Source organism: Polynucleobacter kasalickyi, assembly GCF_900176405.1.
Lineage (GTDB): Bacteria > Pseudomonadota > Gammaproteobacteria > Burkholderiales > Burkholderiaceae > Polynucleobacter > Polynucleobacter kasalickyi.
Window position 1 is genome coordinate 47,055 of the sequence record NZ_FWXJ01000002.1, and the last position, 19,058, is coordinate 66,112.

The following is a 19,058-nucleotide window of genomic DNA, read 5'->3' on the forward strand; positions in this document are numbered from 1 at the left end:
AGTGCAATATATACGGTTATAGTGCTATGCCTCGTCTTCTTTATTCAACGCTCTTTAATTCTGATTCCTAAATTATGTCTATCCATGTTGCTTTAAATCACGTCACAGAATATAAATATGATCGGATGATTAACTTAGGTCCGCAAGTTGTGCGCCTAAGACCTGCACCGCATACCCGCAGTAATATTATTTCCTACTCTCTCAAGATTGAGCCAGAGACACATTTTGTGAACTGGCAGCAAGACCCCTTTGCAAATTACCAAGCACGCCTCGTATTTCCAGAAAAAACCAATATTTTTAAAGTCACTGTGGACCTTGTGGTGGAAATGGCTGTGTTTAATCCCTTTGATTTTTTCTTAGAAAAGCATGCGGAGAAATATCCTTTCTCTTATACAGCGAGTGAAAAAAAAGAACTCCTGCCTTATTTAGAACTCATTGAGCTATCACCCAACTTTAAGAAATATCTTGCCTCGGTTGACCGTTCTGAAGTACGGACGATTGATTATTTGGTGAAGTTAAATCAGAAATTACAAAACGATATTAAGTACCTGATCCGGATGGAGCCAGGGGTCCAAACACCTGAAGAAACCTTGACGCTGTGTAGTGGTTCTTGTCGTGACTCTGCTTGGCTAATGGTGCAACTATTAAGACATTGTGGCTTGGCTGCACGTTTCGTTTCTGGCTATCTCATCCAATTAAAAGCGGACGTTATGGCTTTAGATGGACCTAGTGGCACAGATATCGACTTTACCGATTTACATGCTTGGTGTGAAGTGTTTTTACCCGGAGCTGGCTGGATTGGCTTGGATCCGACCTCTGGCCTTTTAGCTGGTGAAGGTCACGTACCGCTTGCTTGTACGCCAGATCCTAGTGGTGCCGCACCGATTGAAGGAGCGGTCGATAAATCAGAGGTTGAATTTGCCCATCACATGCAAGTGACCCGTATTTATGAATCTCCACGCGTCACTAAACCCTATACCGATGAGCAATGGACGCAGATTAATGCACTGGGCGACCATGTTGAAAAACAACTCGTTGAAGGTGATGTCCGTTTGACCATGGGCGGTGAACCGACGTATGTATGTATTGATAATCTAGATGAGCCAGAGTGGAATACCGAGGCGCTTGGACCAACCAAAAGAGGCTATGCGACGGAGTTAGTTGGGCATCTTTACGAACAATATGGCAAGGGTGGCTTCTTACATTTTGGTCAAGGTAAGTGGTACCCTGGTGAGCAATTGCCACGTTGGGCTTTGTCCATTCATTGGCGTGCTGATGGCGAAAAAGTGTGGAGTAAGCCAGAGTTGTTTGCGGATGAGCGCGACGACTTACATTACACCAGCGAAGACTCCAAAAAGTTCATTTATGGACTGACTAAAAATTTAGGCTTAACGGATGAGTTTATTCGACCAACCTATGAAGACGTCTTTTATTACTTATGGCGTGAGTCTAAATTACCTGTTAACGTCGATCCGTTTGAATCGAATTTAGAGGACCCTTTAGAGCGTCAACGCTTAAAGCGCGTGTTTGAACAAAAAAATGATGCAGTGATTGGTTATGTACTGCCTATTAGCGCTCAACCAAGTCCTGCCTTATCTGAAACTACTTGGTCTACGGGTCCTTGGTTGATTCGTGACGACAGAATGTATTTGTTACCAGGTGATTCACCTATGGGTTACCGCTTGCCGTTGAATTCCTTACCTTGGGTATCTAAAGAACAATACCCCTATCTGATTGAGGAAGATCATTTTGCACCGAAAGCCCCATTGGCTTCTCATTCTCAAATACGTCAACAGTTAGATGATCAACATTTCCCACCAGGAATGCATGCGGTTACCTTCGGTGCTTCGAAGACTGATCCACGTCGCAAAGAGTTCGAGATCAGTGGCAAACAGTCTGAGATGACGGCTGTGACAGGTCCGGGTAAAGTTACCAGCAAGATGGTCACCGACATTCGTAAAGTACCAGATTTTCAGGAATCCGCCCACTGGATTACTCGCACCGCCTTGTGTGTGGAAGTGCGTGACCCAATGCGTGCCAATGGACCTGATGCAGTAGCAGAGTTTGGCGGTAAAAATGGCGTGATGTACGTCTTTATGCCCCCACTTTCACGCCTTGAAGATTATTTAACGCTCCTCGCGGCAATTGAAAAAACAGCTGATCAGTTAAAGTACAAGATTGTTTTAGAAGGCTATCCGCCGCCGAAAGATTTCCGCCTGAAGACCCTCAGCGTAACGCCAGATCCTGGAGTGATCGAGGTCAATATTCATCCAGCGTATAACTGGACAGAACTCAAGGATAATACGGAGTTTTTATACCAAGCGGCCTTTGAATCACGTTTAACTGCTGAAAAATTCATGATGGATGGACGCCACACTGGTACAGGTGGTGGTAACCACTTTGTGATGGGTGGTGCCACACCTGCCGATAGTCCATTTTTGAGAAAACCAGAACTACTTGCCAGCTTGATTTTATTTTGGCATAACCACCCAAGTCTTTCTTATTTGTTCAGTGGTATTTTCATTGGTCCAACGAGCCAAGCGCCACGAGTCGATGAAGCAAGAAATGATCAACTCTACGAATTAGAAATTGCAATTAAAGAAATTTATGCGAATCGTCAGAAATATGGCACGCAAATGCCTCCTTGGTTAGTGGACCGTTCCCTCCGAAATATTTTGATTGATGTGACCGGAAACACTCACCGTAGTGAGTTCTGTATTGATAAGCTGTATTCGCCCGATAGCTCAACTGGTCGTTTAGGTTTGTTAGAGTTGCGTGCCTTTGAAATGCCGCCTCATGCGCGCATGAGCATTGTGCAACAGTTGTTACTCAGAGCCCTGATTGCTAGATTCTGGGATGCGCCTTATCTTGCACCAGCGACTCGCTGGGGTACGGAATTACATGATCGCTGCTTATTGTCCTCTTTCGTGAAGGCAGATTTTGCGGATGTGATTCAAGAGTTAACAACGGCTGGCTTTGCCTTTGATGTAGAGTGGTTTGCACCGCATTTTGAGTTCCGCTTCCCATTGATTGGTAAAGTACAAACCATGGGTTGTGAAATGGAACTGCGGACAGCTCTTGAGCCTTGGCATGTGATGGGTGAAGAAGATGGCGGTACAGTGCGCTATGTAGATTCTTCCTTAGAGCGGATTGAAATCCTAGTGCGTGGTTTGAACCAAAGTCGTTATGTAGTGACTTGTAATGGTCAAGCTGTGCCGTTGATGTCCACGGGTCGGGCTGGTGAGTTCAGTGCTGGGGTACGATATAAGGCCTGGAATCCACCATCTAGTTTGCATCCAAGTATTGGGATTCATTCACCACTTACCTTTGATTTGATTGATACTTGGACTAAACGCTCGGTCGGTGGTTGCCAGTACCATGTGATTCATCCAGGTGGTACGAATTACTCGGGCTTCCCAATTAATGCCTATGAAGCTGAGGCGCGTCGCTTATCTAGATTCTTTAGGATGGGTCATACGCCAGGAGTTTCTTTGCAGACGATTCCGAATATTGAATTAGCGGGTAGTAAAGAGTTTCCTTTTACCTTAGATTTACGCCGCTGATTGTCACCTTAGGTGATAATAAGGTATGGCCCAATCTCAAAGTCAAACGAGCTTTTTTAAAGATCTGTTGCAGCAACCAACGCAGCAGCAGTCTTTGCCGCAACAGTACTCATCTGTCACGAAGGCAGATACGACGCATTATGATGAGTTGTATCCTGCTGAGCAGGTGAGTGGGGCTGCGTCCGAGATGCGTCAACATTGGCGTGATTTCTTCGGCTATTTACAGCCCAAGGGCTTGAGCGACTTTAATGCTCGTACCAAAGAAATTGAACGACAAGTTCGTGATAACGGTATTACCTACAATATTTATGTCGACGAAAATGGCCCAAAGCGTCCCTGGACCATTGATCTCTTTCCGCTCATTATTCCGCACGACGAATGGCTAGTGATTCAAGCGGGTATTTTGCAACGTGCTACTTTGCTCGAAGCCATCATGCAAGATGTCTATGGAGAAGGTACTTTGCTCAAAGAAGGGTTGATCCCACCCGCATTAGTGAATGGTCATCCTGGTTATTTGCGGTCGATGCACCGAGCGATTCCCAAAGACAAAAAGCACTTACATATCATGGCGTTTGATTTGGCGCGGGGGCCCGATGGTAATTGGTCTGTTTTGTCGCAACGTACCCAAGCACCATCAGGTCTAGGCTATTTGTTAGAGAATCGTAATTTACTCTCCAAGCAATTCCCGAAGGCTTATGAACAAATGCGTATTGAGTCCTTGACCAGTGCGTATCGTGGCTTAGTTCAGTCCTTAAAGCGCGAGAGTAAAGCCGGGCAAAATGCCCACATTGTTCTGCTCACACCAGGTCCCTATAACGAGACTTATTTTGAACATGCTTATTTAGCAAGATATCTCGGCTTAACTTTAGTTGAGGGGAACGATCTCACGGTACGTAATCAGTGTGCTTATTTACGGACGATTAATGGCTTAGAACCCGTCCATGTAATTATTAAACGGCTGGATGATACCTTCCTTGATCCTTTGGAACTGAAAGAAGATTCAACCCTTGGGGTCCCCGGCTTAATGCAAGTCATTCGTGCTGGGAATGTCGTGATTGCGAATGCACCAGGTAGTGGCTTTTTAGAGTCACCAGGGATGTTGGCATTTTTACCGAGTATTAGTGAGCGTTTATTGGGTCAACAACTCTTATTGCCCGCCATGAATACTTGGTGGTGTGGAGAAGATGCTGCCTTTGCATCCGCTCAAGAAAATCTGGTCAATAGCGCGGTGAAGGCAACCTATCCATCCTTAGATGGACATCAGCATTTTGCGTCTTATTTGGTTAAAAACCTGAGTCCAAAAGGCTATTTAGAGTTGTTAGAAAAAATCAAAAAATCGCCTGACGATTATACGATTCAGTCTTATCTGCCACTGGCACAAATTCCGACGTGGCAATCTGCGAATGGGACCAGTGCCGAGCAATGTATTGAGCCTCGCTCCTATATGTTGCGCGTGTTTGCGATGAGTGATGGTCTTGGCAACTCTTGGCAGATTTTGCCGGGTGGCCTAGCAAGAATTGCGGCTAATCCTGACGGAATTGCTTCGATGCAACGCGGCGGCAGTAGCACGGATGTGTGGGTGCAAGGTCAAAGCTATACCCAGTTGCCTATTTTGTTTCCTACGCCAGCCACGCCGATGGGTAAAGCCCACCGTGACCGTGTGATCACGAGTCGTTCTGCCGAAAACTTATATTGGTTTGGTCGGTATACCGAACGCAGCGAAAATACCGTCGCTCTTGCGACCATGTATCTAGAAAGTTTAAACAGTGAGAACTCGCATTCGGAAGTGCTCTGGAATTGGCTAGATAAATTGTGTCAAAAAAATAGTCTGATGCCCTATGTGTTTGCGAATGAATCGCTACCTACTGAAGATGCCGAGCATCGTGATGAAAAAATGCTCTTATCGAATTTGAACTCGGGCCATATCATGAGTGTCGGTTATAACTTACGAGCCTTGCAGTTAGCAGCTTCGAAGATTCGAGAATCACTCTCGACCGACTTATGGTCCATGATTAATCGTTGTGTAGAGCGTTTTGAAAAAGATTGCCAAGCGATGAAGATGGGTGAAGATTATTCTGTCACGCTTGCACTTCAAGGACTTTCCACAGCAAATCAGTTTTTATCAGCGATTACCGGGGCTCAAAACGATCGTATGACCCGTGATGCCGGTTGGACATTACTCAATATTGGCCGCTTGATTGAACGTTTACAGTTCTTCTCGAGTGTGTTGGAGAACGCCATTGAAGAGGGTGTGTTAGCGAGTCCTTTTAACGATACCTCGGGATTCAATACGCTGCTTGGACTTTTTGATAGCACCATTACCTTCCAGGCACAACATCAGCAAAGTAGGGACTTAAATGCGCTATTGGAGTTGCTCGTATTTAATAAAGAAAATCCACGTTCGATTGCTTGGATTAGCCGTAAATTAAAAAATCGCCTTGCAAAATTAACGAATTCCGAAACACGGGATGAGTTTAGTCATGTCGATGTATTAGTGCATTTAGCCCCGCAGGTCAAAGAAGTGGATTTCGCAGATTTATTAGCGTGCGTCAAAAATTGCATCCGTCAAGCATGGACGATTTCTGACGAAATCACTGGGCGATACTTTACGCATATCAAAAATAGTGAATATAGAATTCAGAGGTAAATGTGAAACTCGATATTTTGCATGAGACCGTGTACGACTATGATTTTCCGGTGGATATCACGCAACATTTGGCGCATTTAAAACCCAATGATTGTCTTGGTCAGCGCGTTCTATCGACGCGTGTAACGGTCAGTCCTGAACCCGATTATTTTGAGGATCGCACCGATATCTTTGGCAATATTAATACGTTTTTTTCGATTGGTTCAAGACATACACGTCTCAAGACGGTGGCTAAAAGCTTGATTGAAACCGACTCGGCGAATGCAACGGTACCCCAAGATCTATTCAGCCCTAGTTGGGAAGAAGTGCGTCACCATCACCGTTATCATGCGCATCAACCGATTGTTGCAGCAGCTGACTTTATCTTTGCTTCGCCAATGATTTTGTTTCATGATGATTTTCTTGATTTTGCTAAAGATTGTTTTACAGCCAAGGCCTCTATTTTGGAGGCGACTGTGGCGTTGATGCAGAAGATTCACCATGAGTTGCAATATGAAACGGCGGCAACGGATGTAACCACACGAGCGATTGACTCTTTAAAAAGCCGTCAGGGAGTTTGCCAGGATTTTGCGCACATTATGATTTCCTGTTTGAGAATGTTAGGCTTACCTGCGCAGTATATTAGCGGTTATATGTTGACCCATCCGCCACCAGGTAAACCAAGATTAATTGGTAGTGATGCTTCTCACGCTTGGGTGGCGACTTACATACCACCGATGAATGGCTTTATGCAAGCTGGTTGGTTTCATTTTGATCCAACCAATAATCGCTGGGGACGTCATGCTCCTAGCGAGGAATATGTTATCTTATCAAGAGGTCGGGACTATGCTGATGTCTCCCCGATTCGGGGCGTGATTCATGGTGGTGGTAATCATCGTTTATCGGTAGCTGTCACTGTATTACCCGTGAACGATAAATTATTATTTGTTTGATTGGTGTTGAGGAGATTTTATGCAGGAATATGTAGGTTCTTGTTTGTGTTCTGGCGTCCATTACAAAATTACGAATCAACTTGGACCCATCGTGTATTGTCATTGCACGCGTTGTCAGAAAGCCAGCGGCTCGGCAGCAGTCAACTCGGTAGAAATTTTACGCAGTGATTTTGCCATTACCCAAGGGGCTGACTTAGTGCAGTGTTATGAAAACCCCGGACAGGTGAACCGCTTTTTCTGCCGCCACTGTGGTTCCCAACTCTTTAGTCAACGTGATGCTACTCCGGATACGATGCGGGTGCGTTTGGGTACTTTAGATACGAAAATTGATAAAAAAGTGGGGTTCCATATTTTTGTGGACTCAAAGCCCGCTTGGGCGGATATTTTGGATCAGGCTCCACAATACCCTGCGAGACCTGGCGACTAGTAACTAGTGGTGACCGTCTAGTACGAGATTATCAGTGAGGCATAAAAAAGGGGAAATGGTTTGCACCATTTCCCTTTGTTTTTATGGACGGTATTAAGCGGTTCGCGGTTTAATCTACCGTGATCTTTGCATCATCCACTACTTTTTTCCAACGAATCGATTCTTTTTTCACGAAGGCAGCTAATTCGTCAGGTGTCGTGGTTTCGACATCAGCACCTTGTTCTTCGATTTTCTTCTCGACTCCTTTATCGTGCAAAATATCCACGAGTACTTTATTGAGTTCGGTAATAATTGCTTTCGGAGTACCTGCCGGGGCAAACATGGCATACCACTGATCGACTTCGACGTGCTGGATACCTTGTTCATTGAGGGTCGGGACATTCGGTAAGACAGCCGATCTTTTTTTACCAGCAATCGCGAGTGCTTTGAGCTTGCCACCCTTGACTTGTGGGTAAGCAGTAAATAGGCTAGGGAACATAATTTGCGTCACACCAGCCATGGTGTCGACAATCGCGGGTGAAGAGCCCTTGTAGGGGACGTGCAACATGTCGGTGCCCGTATTTAACTTAAATAACTCGCCAGATAAATGGGGCGCTGTTCCTTTACCAGCAGAGGCATAACTAAATTTACCTGGTTGCGCTTTGAGTAAAGTAACTAATTCTTTGGCGGTATTCACGTTCACATTGGGATTGACCACCACGAGGGTTGGTGACGTGGCGACCATCGTGATTGGTTCAAAGTTCTTAATGGGGTCGTAACGTAATTTTTGTAAAACTGGATTGATGCCGTGGGTCCCAATATAACCAAACATGAGGGTATAACCATCTGGGTTGGCGCGCGCAACAAATTCACTGGCAATCGCGCCATTGGCGCCTGCTTTGTTATCCACAATCACTGGCTGACCTAATTTGGTACTGAGGTTTTGCGCAATGATCCTAGCCATCGCATCATTGGCCCCACCCGGTGCAGTTGGGACGACAATCGTAATCGATTTATTGGGGTAAGTTTGAGCTTGTAACGGGACACTGAAGCCCAGAGCTGCAATACAAACACCAATCAGCGGCAGTGCCTGCAAGTTGAAAAAACTTAAAAGATGTTTTTTTAACATCAACGATGTAAATGTTTTTTTCATAGAAATCCCTCGAATCAGAACATTTATTATAAGTGATAGAGGGAATCCTAATTTGTTACAGATACAATACTATTCATCACCCATTTATTAGGATCACTATGTTGCCTCAATCATTGAAATTACTAGCCTTCCTTGGCATTTTTGCCTTTGGAACTGGCACACATTTAGCCGTGAATGCACAAGCCTACCCGAATAAGCCGATCAAAATCGTTGTCGGATTTTCCCCTGGTGGTGGCCCTGATATTACTGCTCGGGTACTTGGACAGAAATTCTCGGAAAAGTGGAACCAAAGCGTTGTGGTTGAAAACAAGGTCGGAGCAGGCGCCAATATTGCTTCGCAATTTGTAGCTAATTCAAAGCCAGATGGTTATACCTTATTGTCGGTTTCCAATGCTTTTTCTATTTCACCGGCGATTTACCCCAAATTACCCTTTGACGCCATGAAAGATTTTGATGGCGTGACCTTAACTGCGACAGGTCCGGCACTCTTAATTATTTCCCCGAAGCTCAAAGTCACTACCGTTGCAGAATTGATTGCACTCGCCAAGAAAAATCCTGGCCAAATGACCTATAGCTCTGCTGGTGTTGGTAGTGGCTCTCATTTTGCAGCAGAAATTTTGCGCGCCAAGGCTGGACTTGATTTGTTACATATTCCGACCAAAGGTATTCCAGACGGTTTAACAGAAGTGATTTCTGGACGTGTGGATTTCTTTATCAGTCCATACGCGAGTGCAATTGCAATGGTAAAAGATGGCAAAGCAAAAGCCATCGCCATCACTTCTTTGAAGCGTAACAAAGAATATTTGGACTTACCGACTATTGCCGAGACTGTACCCGGTTATCAATGGCAATTTTGGTATGGCTTACTAGCCCCAGCAGGCACTCCGAAAGAAATCTTGCAACAAATTGCAGCTGAAGTGAAGCGCATTAACGATCTACCGGATGTCAAAGAACGTTATGCCAATATTGGTATTGAGCCAATTTCCGATACCCCAACTCAGTTTGATACTTTCGTGCAGACTGAGATAAAAGAATTTACGGCAATTGCAAAATCTGCAAAAATCATGGCTGAGTAAAAAAAGATAACTAGGAGAAAAAGATGCAGGGAACAGCAAAAAACGGTATTTATTATGAAATCGAGGGCGAAGGTCCTTGGATGACTTTATCCCATTCACTCGCTTGTGATATTCATATGTGGGACCCACAAATGGAGTTACTCACTAAACACTTTAAAGTATTGCGTTTTGATACCAGAGGGCATGGTAAAAGTGTAGTACCACAAGGCCCTTACACGATGGAGCAATTAGCCGATGATGTATATGAGCTTCTCACTGAGTTAGGGATTAGTCAAACGCATTGGATGGGGCTTTCCATGGGGGGTATGATTGGCCAAACCTTAGCTCTCAAGCATCCAGAAGTCTGCGCTTCTTTAGTACTGGCAGATACCACGAGTCGTCGCCCAGAAAATGCTTTAAAGATGTGGGGTGACCGGATTGTTACGGCACGAGCAGAAGGTATGCAAGGCGTGCTTGAAAGTACCATGACTCGTTGGTTTACTGAGCCATTCCGCACCGCTAATTCACCAGCATTCCAAGCAATTGCGCAGGGTGTATTAGATACACCAGTAGAAGGTTTTGCTGGCTGCTGCGAAGCGATTGCCAGAATCGATACTTTTGATCGCTTACCAGAATTAAAGTGTCCAGTATTGATCATGGTCGGTAGTGATGATCATGGCACTCCGCCTGAGATGGCAAGAAAAATTCATGCCCAAATCCCACAATCTGTTTTACACATTATTGATCAAGCTTCGCATATTTCAAATGTGGAACAAACAGCAGTTTTTAATCAACACTTAGTCAGTTTTTATCAGTTGAGTTAATTACTAAAGTGTAGGCTACACCATAAAAAAACCACGAGGTTTAATCAACTCGTGGTTTTTTTTGAAATATAACTATTAATAAATCAGGTTATTTGAGTAATGCGCGTAGTTTTTTAATACAAATATTTACTCAGGTTTGAGACCAGAAGCATCAATCACACGCTTCCAATGAATTTTATCTTTGACTAAGAACGCCTTAAATTCACTCGGACTGTTACCGACGGTAATTGCACCTAAATCATTCAAACGTTTTTTGATGTCTGGTTTTGCCATTGCGATTTGCATGGCGTTATAGATTTTTTGCACGATCGGTGCTGAAGTACCTGCTGGCGCTAACATGCCAACCCAGGGAGCTGTCGCTTCGAATCCTTTGAAGCCTAATTCTTCCATAGTTGGTGTGTTCGGGAAATCAGGATGACGTTTCACCGTTCCCACCGCAAGAGGAATTAAACGTTTTTGGGCCACCTGATCGGCAATGCCGATAATTGGATAAAAAATAAAGTTCACATTACCTGACATGACTTCAGTCAGCGCTGGAGCATTGCCTTTGAATGGCACATGGGTTAACTCTACCTTGGCATCAGTTGATAACAGGGCACCTGCTAAATGTGACGAGCCAGCATTGCCAGAGGAGCTATAACTGATCGTCCCTGGTTTTTCTTTGGCGACTTTTAAAAATTCTGGCAAGGTTTTATAGGGAGAGTTATAACCAGTCACCAAAATCATGGGTAAATCAGCGACTAAAGAAATCGGCTCAAAACTACCAATCGGATCATACCCCGGTTTTTTCATCATGATCGAATTCACGTTATGCGAGAGTGATGCAAATAAGAGGGTATAACCATCGGGCTGCGCTTGTGCCACATATTCAGTCGCAATTTTTGCATTAGCACCAGGCTTGTTGTCTACAATGACCGACTGTCCGAGGGTAGCCGTCATATCCTGTGCGAGGACTCGAGCAATCACATCGGTTGGGCCACCGGCCGCAAAACCAATAATCACTTTAATCGGTTTTTCCGGATAGTTGGCTTGTGCTTGTGCATGCCCTGTGAAGACGGTCGATATACTCAAAGCACACAACAGGGTAGTCGTGAGGAGAGATGATGGAAGTAATTTGCTAGTCAATGGAAATCGTTTCATGCGGCGTCTCTTTGCTTGTTGAGGTAGTTGTAGAAATAAAGGTAATCACTTAGTTCGCTGGAAAAAAACGACTTGCGGCCACTTGGAAGCGTTGGATAAATCGATGTTCATGTGGTGCATAATCTGCCACGGCATTATGAATCGTCCCCATGTTGTCCCACATTAAAACACTTTTTTCTTCCCATTTAAAAGCATACCGAAATTCTGGGCGGAGTTGGTGTGCAAATAAATACTCTAGTAGTTCATCGCTGGCTGCTTGATTGAGTTCATTGATCCGCATGGAGTAACCCGGATTGGCGTACAAGACTTTCTTACCAGTAATAGGGTGAATCATAATTGCTGGATGAGATACCGGTGGCTTTGCGCGCAACTGTTCTGGCGTTAACGGTGGTCTACTACTGCCTTTTTCGCGGCGCATCTTTTCCCAAAACTTATTAAAGTCATGGGTAATGGTTTTACCTTCTAACTCTTGCGCAATATCTTTTGGTAGGCCGTCGTACGCAGCGTGCATATTACTGAACTCCGTATTACCTAATGGTTGACCATCGCGCATGGGAATTTTGATACCGTACAAAATATTCGCAAAGGCAATCTGTTTACTGTATGACATATCGGTATGCCAATCCTGACCCGCATCGGACAAACCCAAGGGTTGACCATTTTCAACCATATTGGATAAGGTCATCATTTCAGGGATCGCAGGATCTTGCGCAACTTTTGCGACATTAATTTCAAGCTCGCCAAAATTACCACTAAAAGCTTTTAATTGTTTTGGGGTAATTTCTTGTTGGGGTATCGACAGCACGCCATACTCTCCCAACCACTGAATGAGTTGATCGCACTGCGCAGTGTCGATCCCCTGACTTAAATCTAAATCAAGTATTTTGGCACCCAGTGCTTGTGAACCAGGGATTAATTTCATTGTCTCGCCCCTTTATGATTGCGGTATCCCCCGAACATGGGATAAACTCCATGTAATTATATTAAACTATTCAGCATGTTATCAGTAAATGAACTCTATTCTATCGAGGAATTACGTCTAAGGGCGAAGGCAAGATTGCCAAAGGCGATTTTTGATTTTTTTGATGGTGGAGCAGAAGACGAAATTACGCTAAATGCGAATCGCCAAGCTTTTAAAGATCAGTTTATTGTGCCCCAGGGGTTAAATGATGTGAGTCACGTTGATACCTCAACGATGATTCTCGATCACTTTTTCTCCTTTCCTTGTGCGATTGCGCCTACCGGTGCGGTCGGTTTTGGTTGGCGCAATGGCGACTTGGCGATTGCCAGAGCGGCGTCTGATCATCATATTCCTTATACACTATCAACTACCGCTACCGCCTCGATTGAGAAAATTGCTCGTTTCGTACCCGGGCGTTTATGGTTTCAGGCCTATGTTTTAAAAGACCAAGATTTCTTCTTTAAATTATTGCAGCGAGCCTATCATTGCGACTATGAGGCCATCATGATCACCATTGACCTGCCGGTAGGTGGCAAGCGTGAGCGTGATTTAAGAAATCATTTTTCGGTACCTTTTAAATTTACTTCGCGTAATCTCAGCGATTTTGCGACCCGTCCTCGCTGGGCCATTCCGATGTTACTTGGCGGTATACCCAAGTTCGAAAACTTGGTAGGCATGCGCAATACGTATCATCAAGATGCCAATCAGACCTCCTCCGTTGGTAAATACTACGATCCCTCATTTGATTGGGATGCTTTAAAAAGAGTAAGAGATTACTGGACGCGTAAATTAATTGTTAAAGGGGTACAAAGCCCCATTGATGCACAGCGATTAGTGGAGTTGGGCGTCGATGCGATCGTAGTCTCCAACCATGGCGGCAGACAATTAGACGGTGCGCAAGCTACCCTACGTGCCTTACCTGCGATCTTAAAAATAGTGGATGGTAAAATTCCAGTATTTGTGGACGGTGGTATCCGCCGCGGTAGTGATATTTTCAAAGCCTTGGCGATGGGTGCTCAAGGCACTTTAATTGGCCGCGCCACCTTATATGGCGCCTTAGCTGGTGGGAACGAAGGGGCTAATCGAGCCTTGGATATCTTACAAGATGAGTTCAAACGCACGATGCAACTCTCAGGAATGCGCACGATTGGCGAAATCCATCATTATGGGACGTATCTCTTAGCGAATAAGTAAAGCAAAGTAAGGAAACCCAATTAAGGAAACCGAATGAGGGGAACTTTCAGGAGCGCACTCTATAGTGAACCCATGGTGGAAATCCGACGAGCCTCAGTAAACCGAGAGGACCAATACGGTTTTTGCAGTTCTTCTAAACGTACCGTACCACCACTATTGGGTGCGTGGACAAAGCGACCTTTACCAACATAGATGCCGACATGTGAGTACGGGGTACCTAGGGTGTTGAAAAAGACTAAATCACCTGGTGCTAATGGCGTATCTTCGACTAAAGCACTGACTCTAGGCATTTCTACCGTTGTTCTCGGGATGTTCTTGCCACGAGCGCTAGCAAAGACATAAGCAATCAGACCACTGCAATCAAAACCACCCTCTGGATTATTACCACCCCAACGATAAGGGGTGCCAATCAGTCCAATCGCAGTGACCGAAATATCTTCTTGACCCACGCTAATATCTGTCGATAAGTTCGGCAGTCGGCTAGATCCACTAGGTTGCCAAGCAAAAGGATTGCTTGGCTTCAGCTCTTTAGTACTACACCCAACGAGCAATAACAGGCAAAGTGTAGCGCAGAAGGTCTTAGAGGATTTCAGCCGCATGATCTGCTAAACGGGAACGTTCACCCCGCGCTAAAGTCACATGTCCACCATGACGCCAACCCTTAAAGCGATCCACGACATAGGTCAAGCCAGAAGACCCTTCCGTTAAATAAGGGGTATCAATCTGGGCAATATTCCCTAGGCAAATCATCTTTGTTCCTGGGCCTGCTCGAGTAATTAAGGTTTTCATTTGTTTGGGCGTTAAATTTTGCGCTTCATCGATAATTACAAATTTAGCAACAAAGGTTCTTCCCCGCATAAAGTTCATGCTCTTAATTTTGATCTTCGAGCGAATCAGTTCTTGCGTTGCAGCGCGACCCCATTCACCAGCCCCATCATCATTCCGATGCAGGACTTCTAAGTTGTCATCAAATGCGCCCATCCACGGTTGCATTTTCTCTTCTTCAGTACCCGGTAGAAAGCCAATATCCTCCCCAACTGGTACGGTCGCACGGGTGATGATGATTTCGTTATAACGTTTACTGTCCAAGACCTGTTCGAGGCCCGCAGCCAATGCTAACAAGGTCTTACCGGTACCTGCTTGGCCTAGTAAAGAAACAAAATCAACCTCAGGACTCATCAATAAGTTGAGCGCAAAATTTTGTTCACGGTTACGAGCCGTTACGCTCCACACATTGTTTTTCTGATGCGAGAAATCTTTTAGGGTTTGTAGTAAAGCAGTTTTACCATTAATTTCTTTAACTTGGGCATAAAAGGGCGTACTACCATCGCTGTTTTCTTGGTAAACAAACTGATTTACCATCATCGAGTTGACGAGAGGACCTGTGACCCGGTAAAACATCGTGCCTGATTTACCATCCGCCCAACTTTCCATTCCTTTGCCATGCTTCGGCCAAAAATCAACCGGTAATTGCAATACGCCAGCGTACATCAGATCACGATCTTCTAAAACTTGATCATTAAAGTAATCTTCAGCTGGTAACCCAAGCGCGCGGGCTTTAATCCGCATATTGATATCTTTAGATACCAGGACTACTTCTTTATCCGGATGGGTCTCTTGCAACGAACGGACCACACCCAAAATCATATTATCGCCTTTACCCTCTGGTAAACCTTCTGGCAATTTGAATTCTTTTAAGTCGGTTTGGAAAAATAATTTACCAGTGGCATCTTTGTTCCCTAATTTATCTAAGGGAATCCCTTCATTGAGCAGTCCACTGGTAGTGTCGACGAGACCGTCTAAGGCACGACTGACAGAACGGGCATTTCTAGCAACTTCACTCATCCCTTTTTTATGATTATCTAATTCTTCCAAGGTGGTCATTGGTAAATAAACATCATGCTCTTCAAAACGGAACAATGAAGACGGATCGTGCATCAGTACGTTCGTGTCGAGGACAAACAGGCGTTTTTTAGTTGAAACCGTGGTACTCACTCTGGCTCTGGAAGAGCGAGGAGTTTCTTGACGTGGCGCCTTATTGGTCTCTTTTGGAAATGATTTTGCTATTTTGGTGGCGGCATTCTCGGTCGATTTTCTCGGCGAAGTATGTTGCGTGTTCTTTGGCAAATTGTGCGGCGTTTGATGTGGCGCAGTATGTGGCATCGCTTCTTCTGGCTCAAAAGTAGCCAGGAAGCTTTCGTCATCCTCAACTACTGCCACCACTTGAGGCTTTGGTGGTTTTTTGAGTTCAGGTTTACGCATGCGGGGTAAATTGAGTTCATCAGCTGCTTGGTTGGGTGCTGGGGGCAAAGGCATGCATTAACTCCTATAGGGTTCGTTGTAAACGGTGAATCGATGTGAGATAAAAATAGGAGAGAGATTCCCGTTAAAAATTCTAGCGGGATCCACTTGACTGAATCTTGGTTGATTGGAGGTGTTTCGATAAATCAGAAACTGCAGAATACTTCGCAAATCTTTTGGGGGTAATGCTCTGTCTTGAGAAAGTACATCAAGAATGTTGGTAAATGAGGGCTTACAACGTTTTCTTCGCATTAAGAATACATTAGCCCAAATTTCAAGACAATGCAACCACTGTTTTTAAAACCTCTTCCACATGACCTGGGACTTTGATACCACGCCATTCATGCTGTAAAACACCTTTAGAATCAAACAAGAAAGTACTTCTCTCGAGGCCTCTTACTTGTTTACCGTACATATTTTTCATTTTCATGACGGCGAAGATGTTGCATAAAACTTCCTCTACGTCCGCCACTAATTCAAAGGGTAATTCATGCTTCAATTTAAAGTTTTCGTGGGATTTTAAGGAATCGCGTGATACGCCGACAATGACAGCATTCGCTTGGGTAAACGCTTCAATCGTGTCTCTAAAATTACCTGCTTCTACCGTACATCCCGGTGTAGCATCTTTCGGATAAAAATATAAAACAAGCTTTTTGCCAAGAAAAGAATTTGGTTCAAAGACCAAACCTGAAGTCGCTGGAATAGCACACTGGGGGATTGCTTCGCCAATTTTCACTGTCATTTTTAAGTCCTTGTTGAATTAATTAAGCTGATTGTGCCAAGTATTAAATTGAAACCAAATAAGCGACTCGCATCTGCACTGAGCATTTTACCTGTTTGCAAATGATAAATTAAATCGCATACTCGTCGGGCATTCGCATTAATTCCCCACTGCGATTAGGGATTTCTCCCCAAGTAAAAGGTAATTCTGCTAAATGTCGCAATTGCCCAGTTTTTTGCCAAGAAAGATGTAATTCTTGCATACTAACTAAGTCATGTCCTTGGCTCATCCAACCAATCAGGAGTTGTTTGAACAGGGGTAAAAACTTTTGACCCTCTAATTCAGCATGTAAGGTAAAGACTTGGTCGTTTGGGTTATTAGCCGTCAATGTGAGTAAATGCGCAATGACTTCTTCACCCGTCATATCATCTACCCCAATTAATTCGTCTAAGGTGGGCAGGGTGGTGGGGTACTGAATATGCTCGCAAGTCTTGAGTCCGTCTAACTTTACACGGTAAGGTACTAAGTTGAGTGGTGCACGACCATCTGAGGAGTACTTGATCTGCCATGTATCTAAGTGTGCCAGAGCAGTAGCGTTCATTTGCCAACCCGCCGCACCATGCGTTTGGGGCGTGGTTTGGAAAATCTCACCAAACCGATCCCAAGCGCAGTTCATTTGGCGCAGGGTCCACTCGGGCGTTGCGTCTCTTACATAGTCTTGCCAAACGCGATGATCCCAGGTATGAATACCCACTTCATGGCCACTGCTTGCGACGGAGCGCATTTCTGCGCGCGCTTTTACACCAATATCTGGTGCAGGCAATAAAACCCCGTAACTCAGGGTTTTGAGACCGTAGTGTTCAATTACCGAGGTACGAGAAACTTTTTGAAAAAAACCAGGCCTAAAGATGTTTTTGAGGGCCCAGCCAGTATGATCAAAACCTAAGCTAAATAAGAAAGTAGCCTGAATACGACATTCATCAAGTAGCTGTTGTAGACGTGGAACACCTTCTTGGGTTCCGCGTAATGTATCTACATCGACTTTAAGGGCAATTCTTGCCATTAATGGTCCACTAAACTGCGGGCATGGACCACATCATTGCGATAGGCTTCGAAAATATGTTCGAGAGCATCTTCCATCGTCGTCGTTGGCTTCCAACCTAACTCGTTCATGGTATTTTCGATTTTAGGGACACGGTTTTGGACATCTTGATAGCCTGTGCCGTAATAAGCATTCGCAGTCGTTTCCTGAATTTGTACTAACTTGGCAGAAGCTTGATATTCAGGAATACGATTAGCAATCGTGAGCATCATATTGGCCAACTCTTTGACAGAATGGTTATTGCTTGGATTACCAATGTTGTAAATTTTGCCGTTTGCAATATCATTTTTATTTTCTAGGATTAAAGCCAAAGCGTCGATCCCGTCGTTGATATAAGTAAAGGCTCTTTTTTGCATTCCACCGTCGACCAAATTAATTGGTTCACCACGGACGATATGACCTAAAAACTGCGTCACCACTCTAGAGGAACCTTCTTTGGCGGTGTAAATACTATCTAAACCAGGGCCAATCCAGTTAAATGGGCGGAACAAAGTAAAGCGCAAGCCTTCCATGCCGTAACCCCAAATCACACGATCCATTAACTGTTTTGCACAGGCATAAATCCATCTTGGTTTATTGATTGGACCATAAATGAGAGGCGAGGATTCAGGATCAAACTCAGCGTCGGTACTCATGCCATAAACTTCCGAAGTGGAAGGAAAGACTAGATGTTTGCCATACTTATGGGCCGAACGTACGATCGGTAAATTAGCTTCAAAGTCGAGTTCAAATACTTTCAGTGGTTGTTGCACGTAGGTCGCTGGTGTGGCAATGGCAACGAGTGGCAAGATCACGTCACATTTGCGCACATGATATTCCACCCACTCTTTATTAATCGTAATATCGCCTTCGAAAAAATGCATTCTAGGGTGATTGACGATATCGCCGAGACGGTCGTTTTGCATATCCATGCCATACACTTCCCAATCAGTTGTCTCAAGGATACGTTTGGAAAGATGGTGGCCGATAAAACCGTTCACACCTAAAATTAAGATTTTTTTAGTCATATTGAGAAGTTAGCCTCGGATATTAGAAAAGGGAAATACTGTTAACAATACT

The 19,058-nt window shown here is 44.5% G+C and carries 15 protein-coding genes; 7 read left to right on the top strand and 8 right to left on the bottom strand.

Features of this window, described 5'->3' with window-relative positions; translation table 11 throughout:
* The first annotated feature begins 74 nt into the window (after positions 1 to 74).
* The 4 genes from B8983_RS02235 to B8983_RS02250 are packed head-to-tail and all read left to right on the top strand — an operon-like array spanning position 75 to position 7,569.
* Positions 75 to 3,563 carry a transglutaminase family protein gene (locus B8983_RS02235; protein ID WP_084282274.1) on the top strand — a complete coding sequence of 1,163 codons (3,489 nt, stop codon included), beginning with the start codon at positions 75 to 77 and terminating at the stop codon, positions 3,561 to 3,563.
* Between the two features lie 25 nt (positions 3,564 to 3,588).
* Positions 3,589 to 6,210 (top strand): circularly permuted type 2 ATP-grasp protein, encoded by a 2,622-nt coding sequence (locus B8983_RS02240; protein WP_084282276.1) that lies wholly within the window; start codon positions 3,589 to 3,591, stop codon positions 6,208 to 6,210.
* 2 nt (positions 6,211 to 6,212) lie between these two features.
* On the top strand, positions 6,213 to 7,142 hold the full coding sequence (locus B8983_RS02245) for a transglutaminase family protein (protein WP_084282278.1): 930 nt from the start codon (positions 6,213 to 6,215) through the stop codon (positions 7,140 to 7,142).
* A 19-nt stretch (positions 7,143 to 7,161) separates the two neighbouring features.
* Positions 7,162 to 7,569: a GFA family protein gene (locus tag B8983_RS02250; protein ID WP_084282279.1), complete on the top strand. Its 408-nt coding sequence runs from the start codon at positions 7,162 to 7,164 to the stop codon at positions 7,567 to 7,569.
* A 109-nt stretch (positions 7,570 to 7,678) separates the two neighbouring features.
* Here B8983_RS02250 and B8983_RS02255 read toward each other — a convergent pair whose 3' ends face one another.
* Entirely contained in the window at positions 7,679 to 8,701 is a 1,023-nt protein-coding gene (locus tag B8983_RS02255) for a Bug family tripartite tricarboxylate transporter substrate binding protein (protein WP_234986862.1), read from the bottom strand.
* 98 nt (positions 8,702 to 8,799) lie between these two features.
* Here B8983_RS02255 and B8983_RS02260 point away from each other — a divergent pair, with 98 nt between their 5' ends.
* Positions 8,800 to 9,777 carry a tripartite tricarboxylate transporter substrate binding protein gene (locus B8983_RS02260; RefSeq protein ID WP_084282281.1) on the top strand — a complete coding sequence of 326 codons (978 nt, stop codon included), beginning with the start codon at positions 8,800 to 8,802 and terminating at the stop codon, positions 9,775 to 9,777.
* A gap of 23 nt (positions 9,778 to 9,800) precedes the next feature.
* The gene (gene pcaD, locus B8983_RS02265; RefSeq protein WP_084282282.1) at positions 9,801 to 10,580 is read left to right on the top strand and encodes a 3-oxoadipate enol-lactonase; all 780 of its coding nucleotides are present in this window, start codon (positions 9,801 to 9,803) and stop codon (positions 10,578 to 10,580) included.
* A gap of 126 nt (positions 10,581 to 10,706) precedes the next feature.
* Here the strand turns inward: pcaD and B8983_RS02270 are convergent, their stop codons facing one another.
* Both B8983_RS02270 and B8983_RS02275 read right to left on the bottom strand, forming a co-directional pair.
* Positions 10,707 to 11,720 carry a Bug family tripartite tricarboxylate transporter substrate binding protein gene (locus tag B8983_RS02270; protein ID WP_084282284.1) on the bottom strand — a complete coding sequence of 338 codons (1,014 nt, stop codon included), beginning with the start codon at positions 11,718 to 11,720 and terminating at the stop codon, positions 10,707 to 10,709.
* Positions 11,721 to 11,769: 49 nt separating this feature from the next.
* Entirely contained in the window at positions 11,770 to 12,642 is an 873-nt protein-coding gene (locus B8983_RS02275) for a TauD/TfdA dioxygenase family protein (RefSeq protein ID WP_084282286.1), read from the bottom strand.
* Between the two features lie 75 nt (positions 12,643 to 12,717).
* On the opposite strand from B8983_RS02275, the gene B8983_RS02280 reads away from it, so the two are divergent.
* Positions 12,718 to 13,875 carry an alpha-hydroxy acid oxidase gene (locus tag B8983_RS02280; protein WP_084282288.1) on the top strand — a complete coding sequence of 386 codons (1,158 nt, stop codon included), beginning with the start codon at positions 12,718 to 12,720 and terminating at the stop codon, positions 13,873 to 13,875.
* Positions 13,876 to 13,934: 59 nt separating this feature from the next.
* Here the strand turns inward: B8983_RS02280 and B8983_RS02285 are convergent, their stop codons facing one another.
* From B8983_RS02285 to B8983_RS02305, 5 genes are all read right to left on the bottom strand, one after another.
* A complete protein-coding gene (locus tag B8983_RS02285; RefSeq protein WP_084282290.1) occupies positions 13,935 to 14,474 on the bottom strand; it encodes a C40 family peptidase in 540 nt (179 codons plus the stop codon).
* Positions 14,455 to 16,191 carry a PhoH family protein gene (locus B8983_RS02290; protein WP_084282292.1) on the bottom strand — a complete coding sequence of 579 codons (1,737 nt, stop codon included), beginning with the start codon at positions 16,189 to 16,191 and terminating at the stop codon, positions 14,455 to 14,457. Before B8983_RS02290 ends, B8983_RS02285 begins: the two co-directional genes overlap by 20 nt.
* Before the next feature lie 259 nt (positions 16,192 to 16,450).
* Complete coding sequence (locus tag B8983_RS02295; protein WP_084282294.1) at positions 16,451 to 16,918, bottom strand: peroxiredoxin; 468 nt, start codon at positions 16,916 to 16,918, stop codon at positions 16,451 to 16,453.
* A gap of 109 nt (positions 16,919 to 17,027) precedes the next feature.
* Positions 17,028 to 17,960, bottom strand: a complete 933-nt coding sequence (locus B8983_RS02300) for a polysaccharide deacetylase family protein (RefSeq protein ID WP_084282296.1) — start codon at positions 17,958 to 17,960, stop codon at positions 17,028 to 17,030.
* Entirely contained in the window at positions 17,960 to 19,006 is a 1,047-nt protein-coding gene (locus B8983_RS02305) for a bifunctional UDP-4-keto-pentose/UDP-xylose synthase (RefSeq protein ID WP_084282298.1), read from the bottom strand. Before B8983_RS02305 ends, B8983_RS02300 begins: the two co-directional genes overlap by 1 nt.
* Positions 19,007 to 19,058: the final 52 nt, after the last annotated feature.

Coding starts and splice junctions, on each gene's coding strand:
- B8983_RS02235 (WP_084282274.1), top strand. CDS start 75: ATGTCTATCCATGTTGCTTTAAATCACGTCACAGAATATAAATATGAT.
- B8983_RS02240 (WP_084282276.1), top strand. CDS start 3,589: ATGGCCCAATCTCAAAGTCAAACGAGCTTTTTTAAAGATCTGTTGCAG.
- B8983_RS02250 (WP_084282279.1), top strand. CDS start 7,162: ATGCAGGAATATGTAGGTTCTTGTTTGTGTTCTGGCGTCCATTACAAA.
- B8983_RS02255 (WP_234986862.1), bottom strand. CDS start 8,701: ATGAAAAAAACATTTACATCGTTGATGTTAAAAAAACATCTTTTAAGT.
- B8983_RS02260 (WP_084282281.1), top strand. CDS start 8,800: ATGTTGCCTCAATCATTGAAATTACTAGCCTTCCTTGGCATTTTTGCC.
- pcaD (WP_084282282.1), top strand. CDS start 9,801: ATGCAGGGAACAGCAAAAAACGGTATTTATTATGAAATCGAGGGCGAA.
- B8983_RS02270 (WP_084282284.1), bottom strand. CDS start 11,720: ATGAAACGATTTCCATTGACTAGCAAATTACTTCCATCATCTCTCCTC.
- B8983_RS02275 (WP_084282286.1), bottom strand. CDS start 12,642: ATGAAATTAATCCCTGGTTCACAAGCACTGGGTGCCAAAATACTTGAT.
- B8983_RS02280 (WP_084282288.1), top strand. CDS start 12,718: ATGTTATCAGTAAATGAACTCTATTCTATCGAGGAATTACGTCTAAGG.
- B8983_RS02285 (WP_084282290.1), bottom strand. CDS start 14,474: ATGCGGCTGAAATCCTCTAAGACCTTCTGCGCTACACTTTGCCTGTTA.
- B8983_RS02290 (WP_084282292.1), bottom strand. CDS start 16,191: ATGCCTTTGCCCCCAGCACCCAACCAAGCAGCTGATGAACTCAATTTA.
- B8983_RS02295 (WP_084282294.1), bottom strand. CDS start 16,918: ATGACAGTGAAAATTGGCGAAGCAATCCCCCAGTGTGCTATTCCAGCG.
- B8983_RS02300 (WP_084282296.1), bottom strand. CDS start 17,960: ATGGCAAGAATTGCCCTTAAAGTCGATGTAGATACATTACGCGGAACC.
- B8983_RS02305 (WP_084282298.1), bottom strand. CDS start 19,006: ATGACTAAAAAAATCTTAATTTTAGGTGTGAACGGTTTTATCGGCCAC.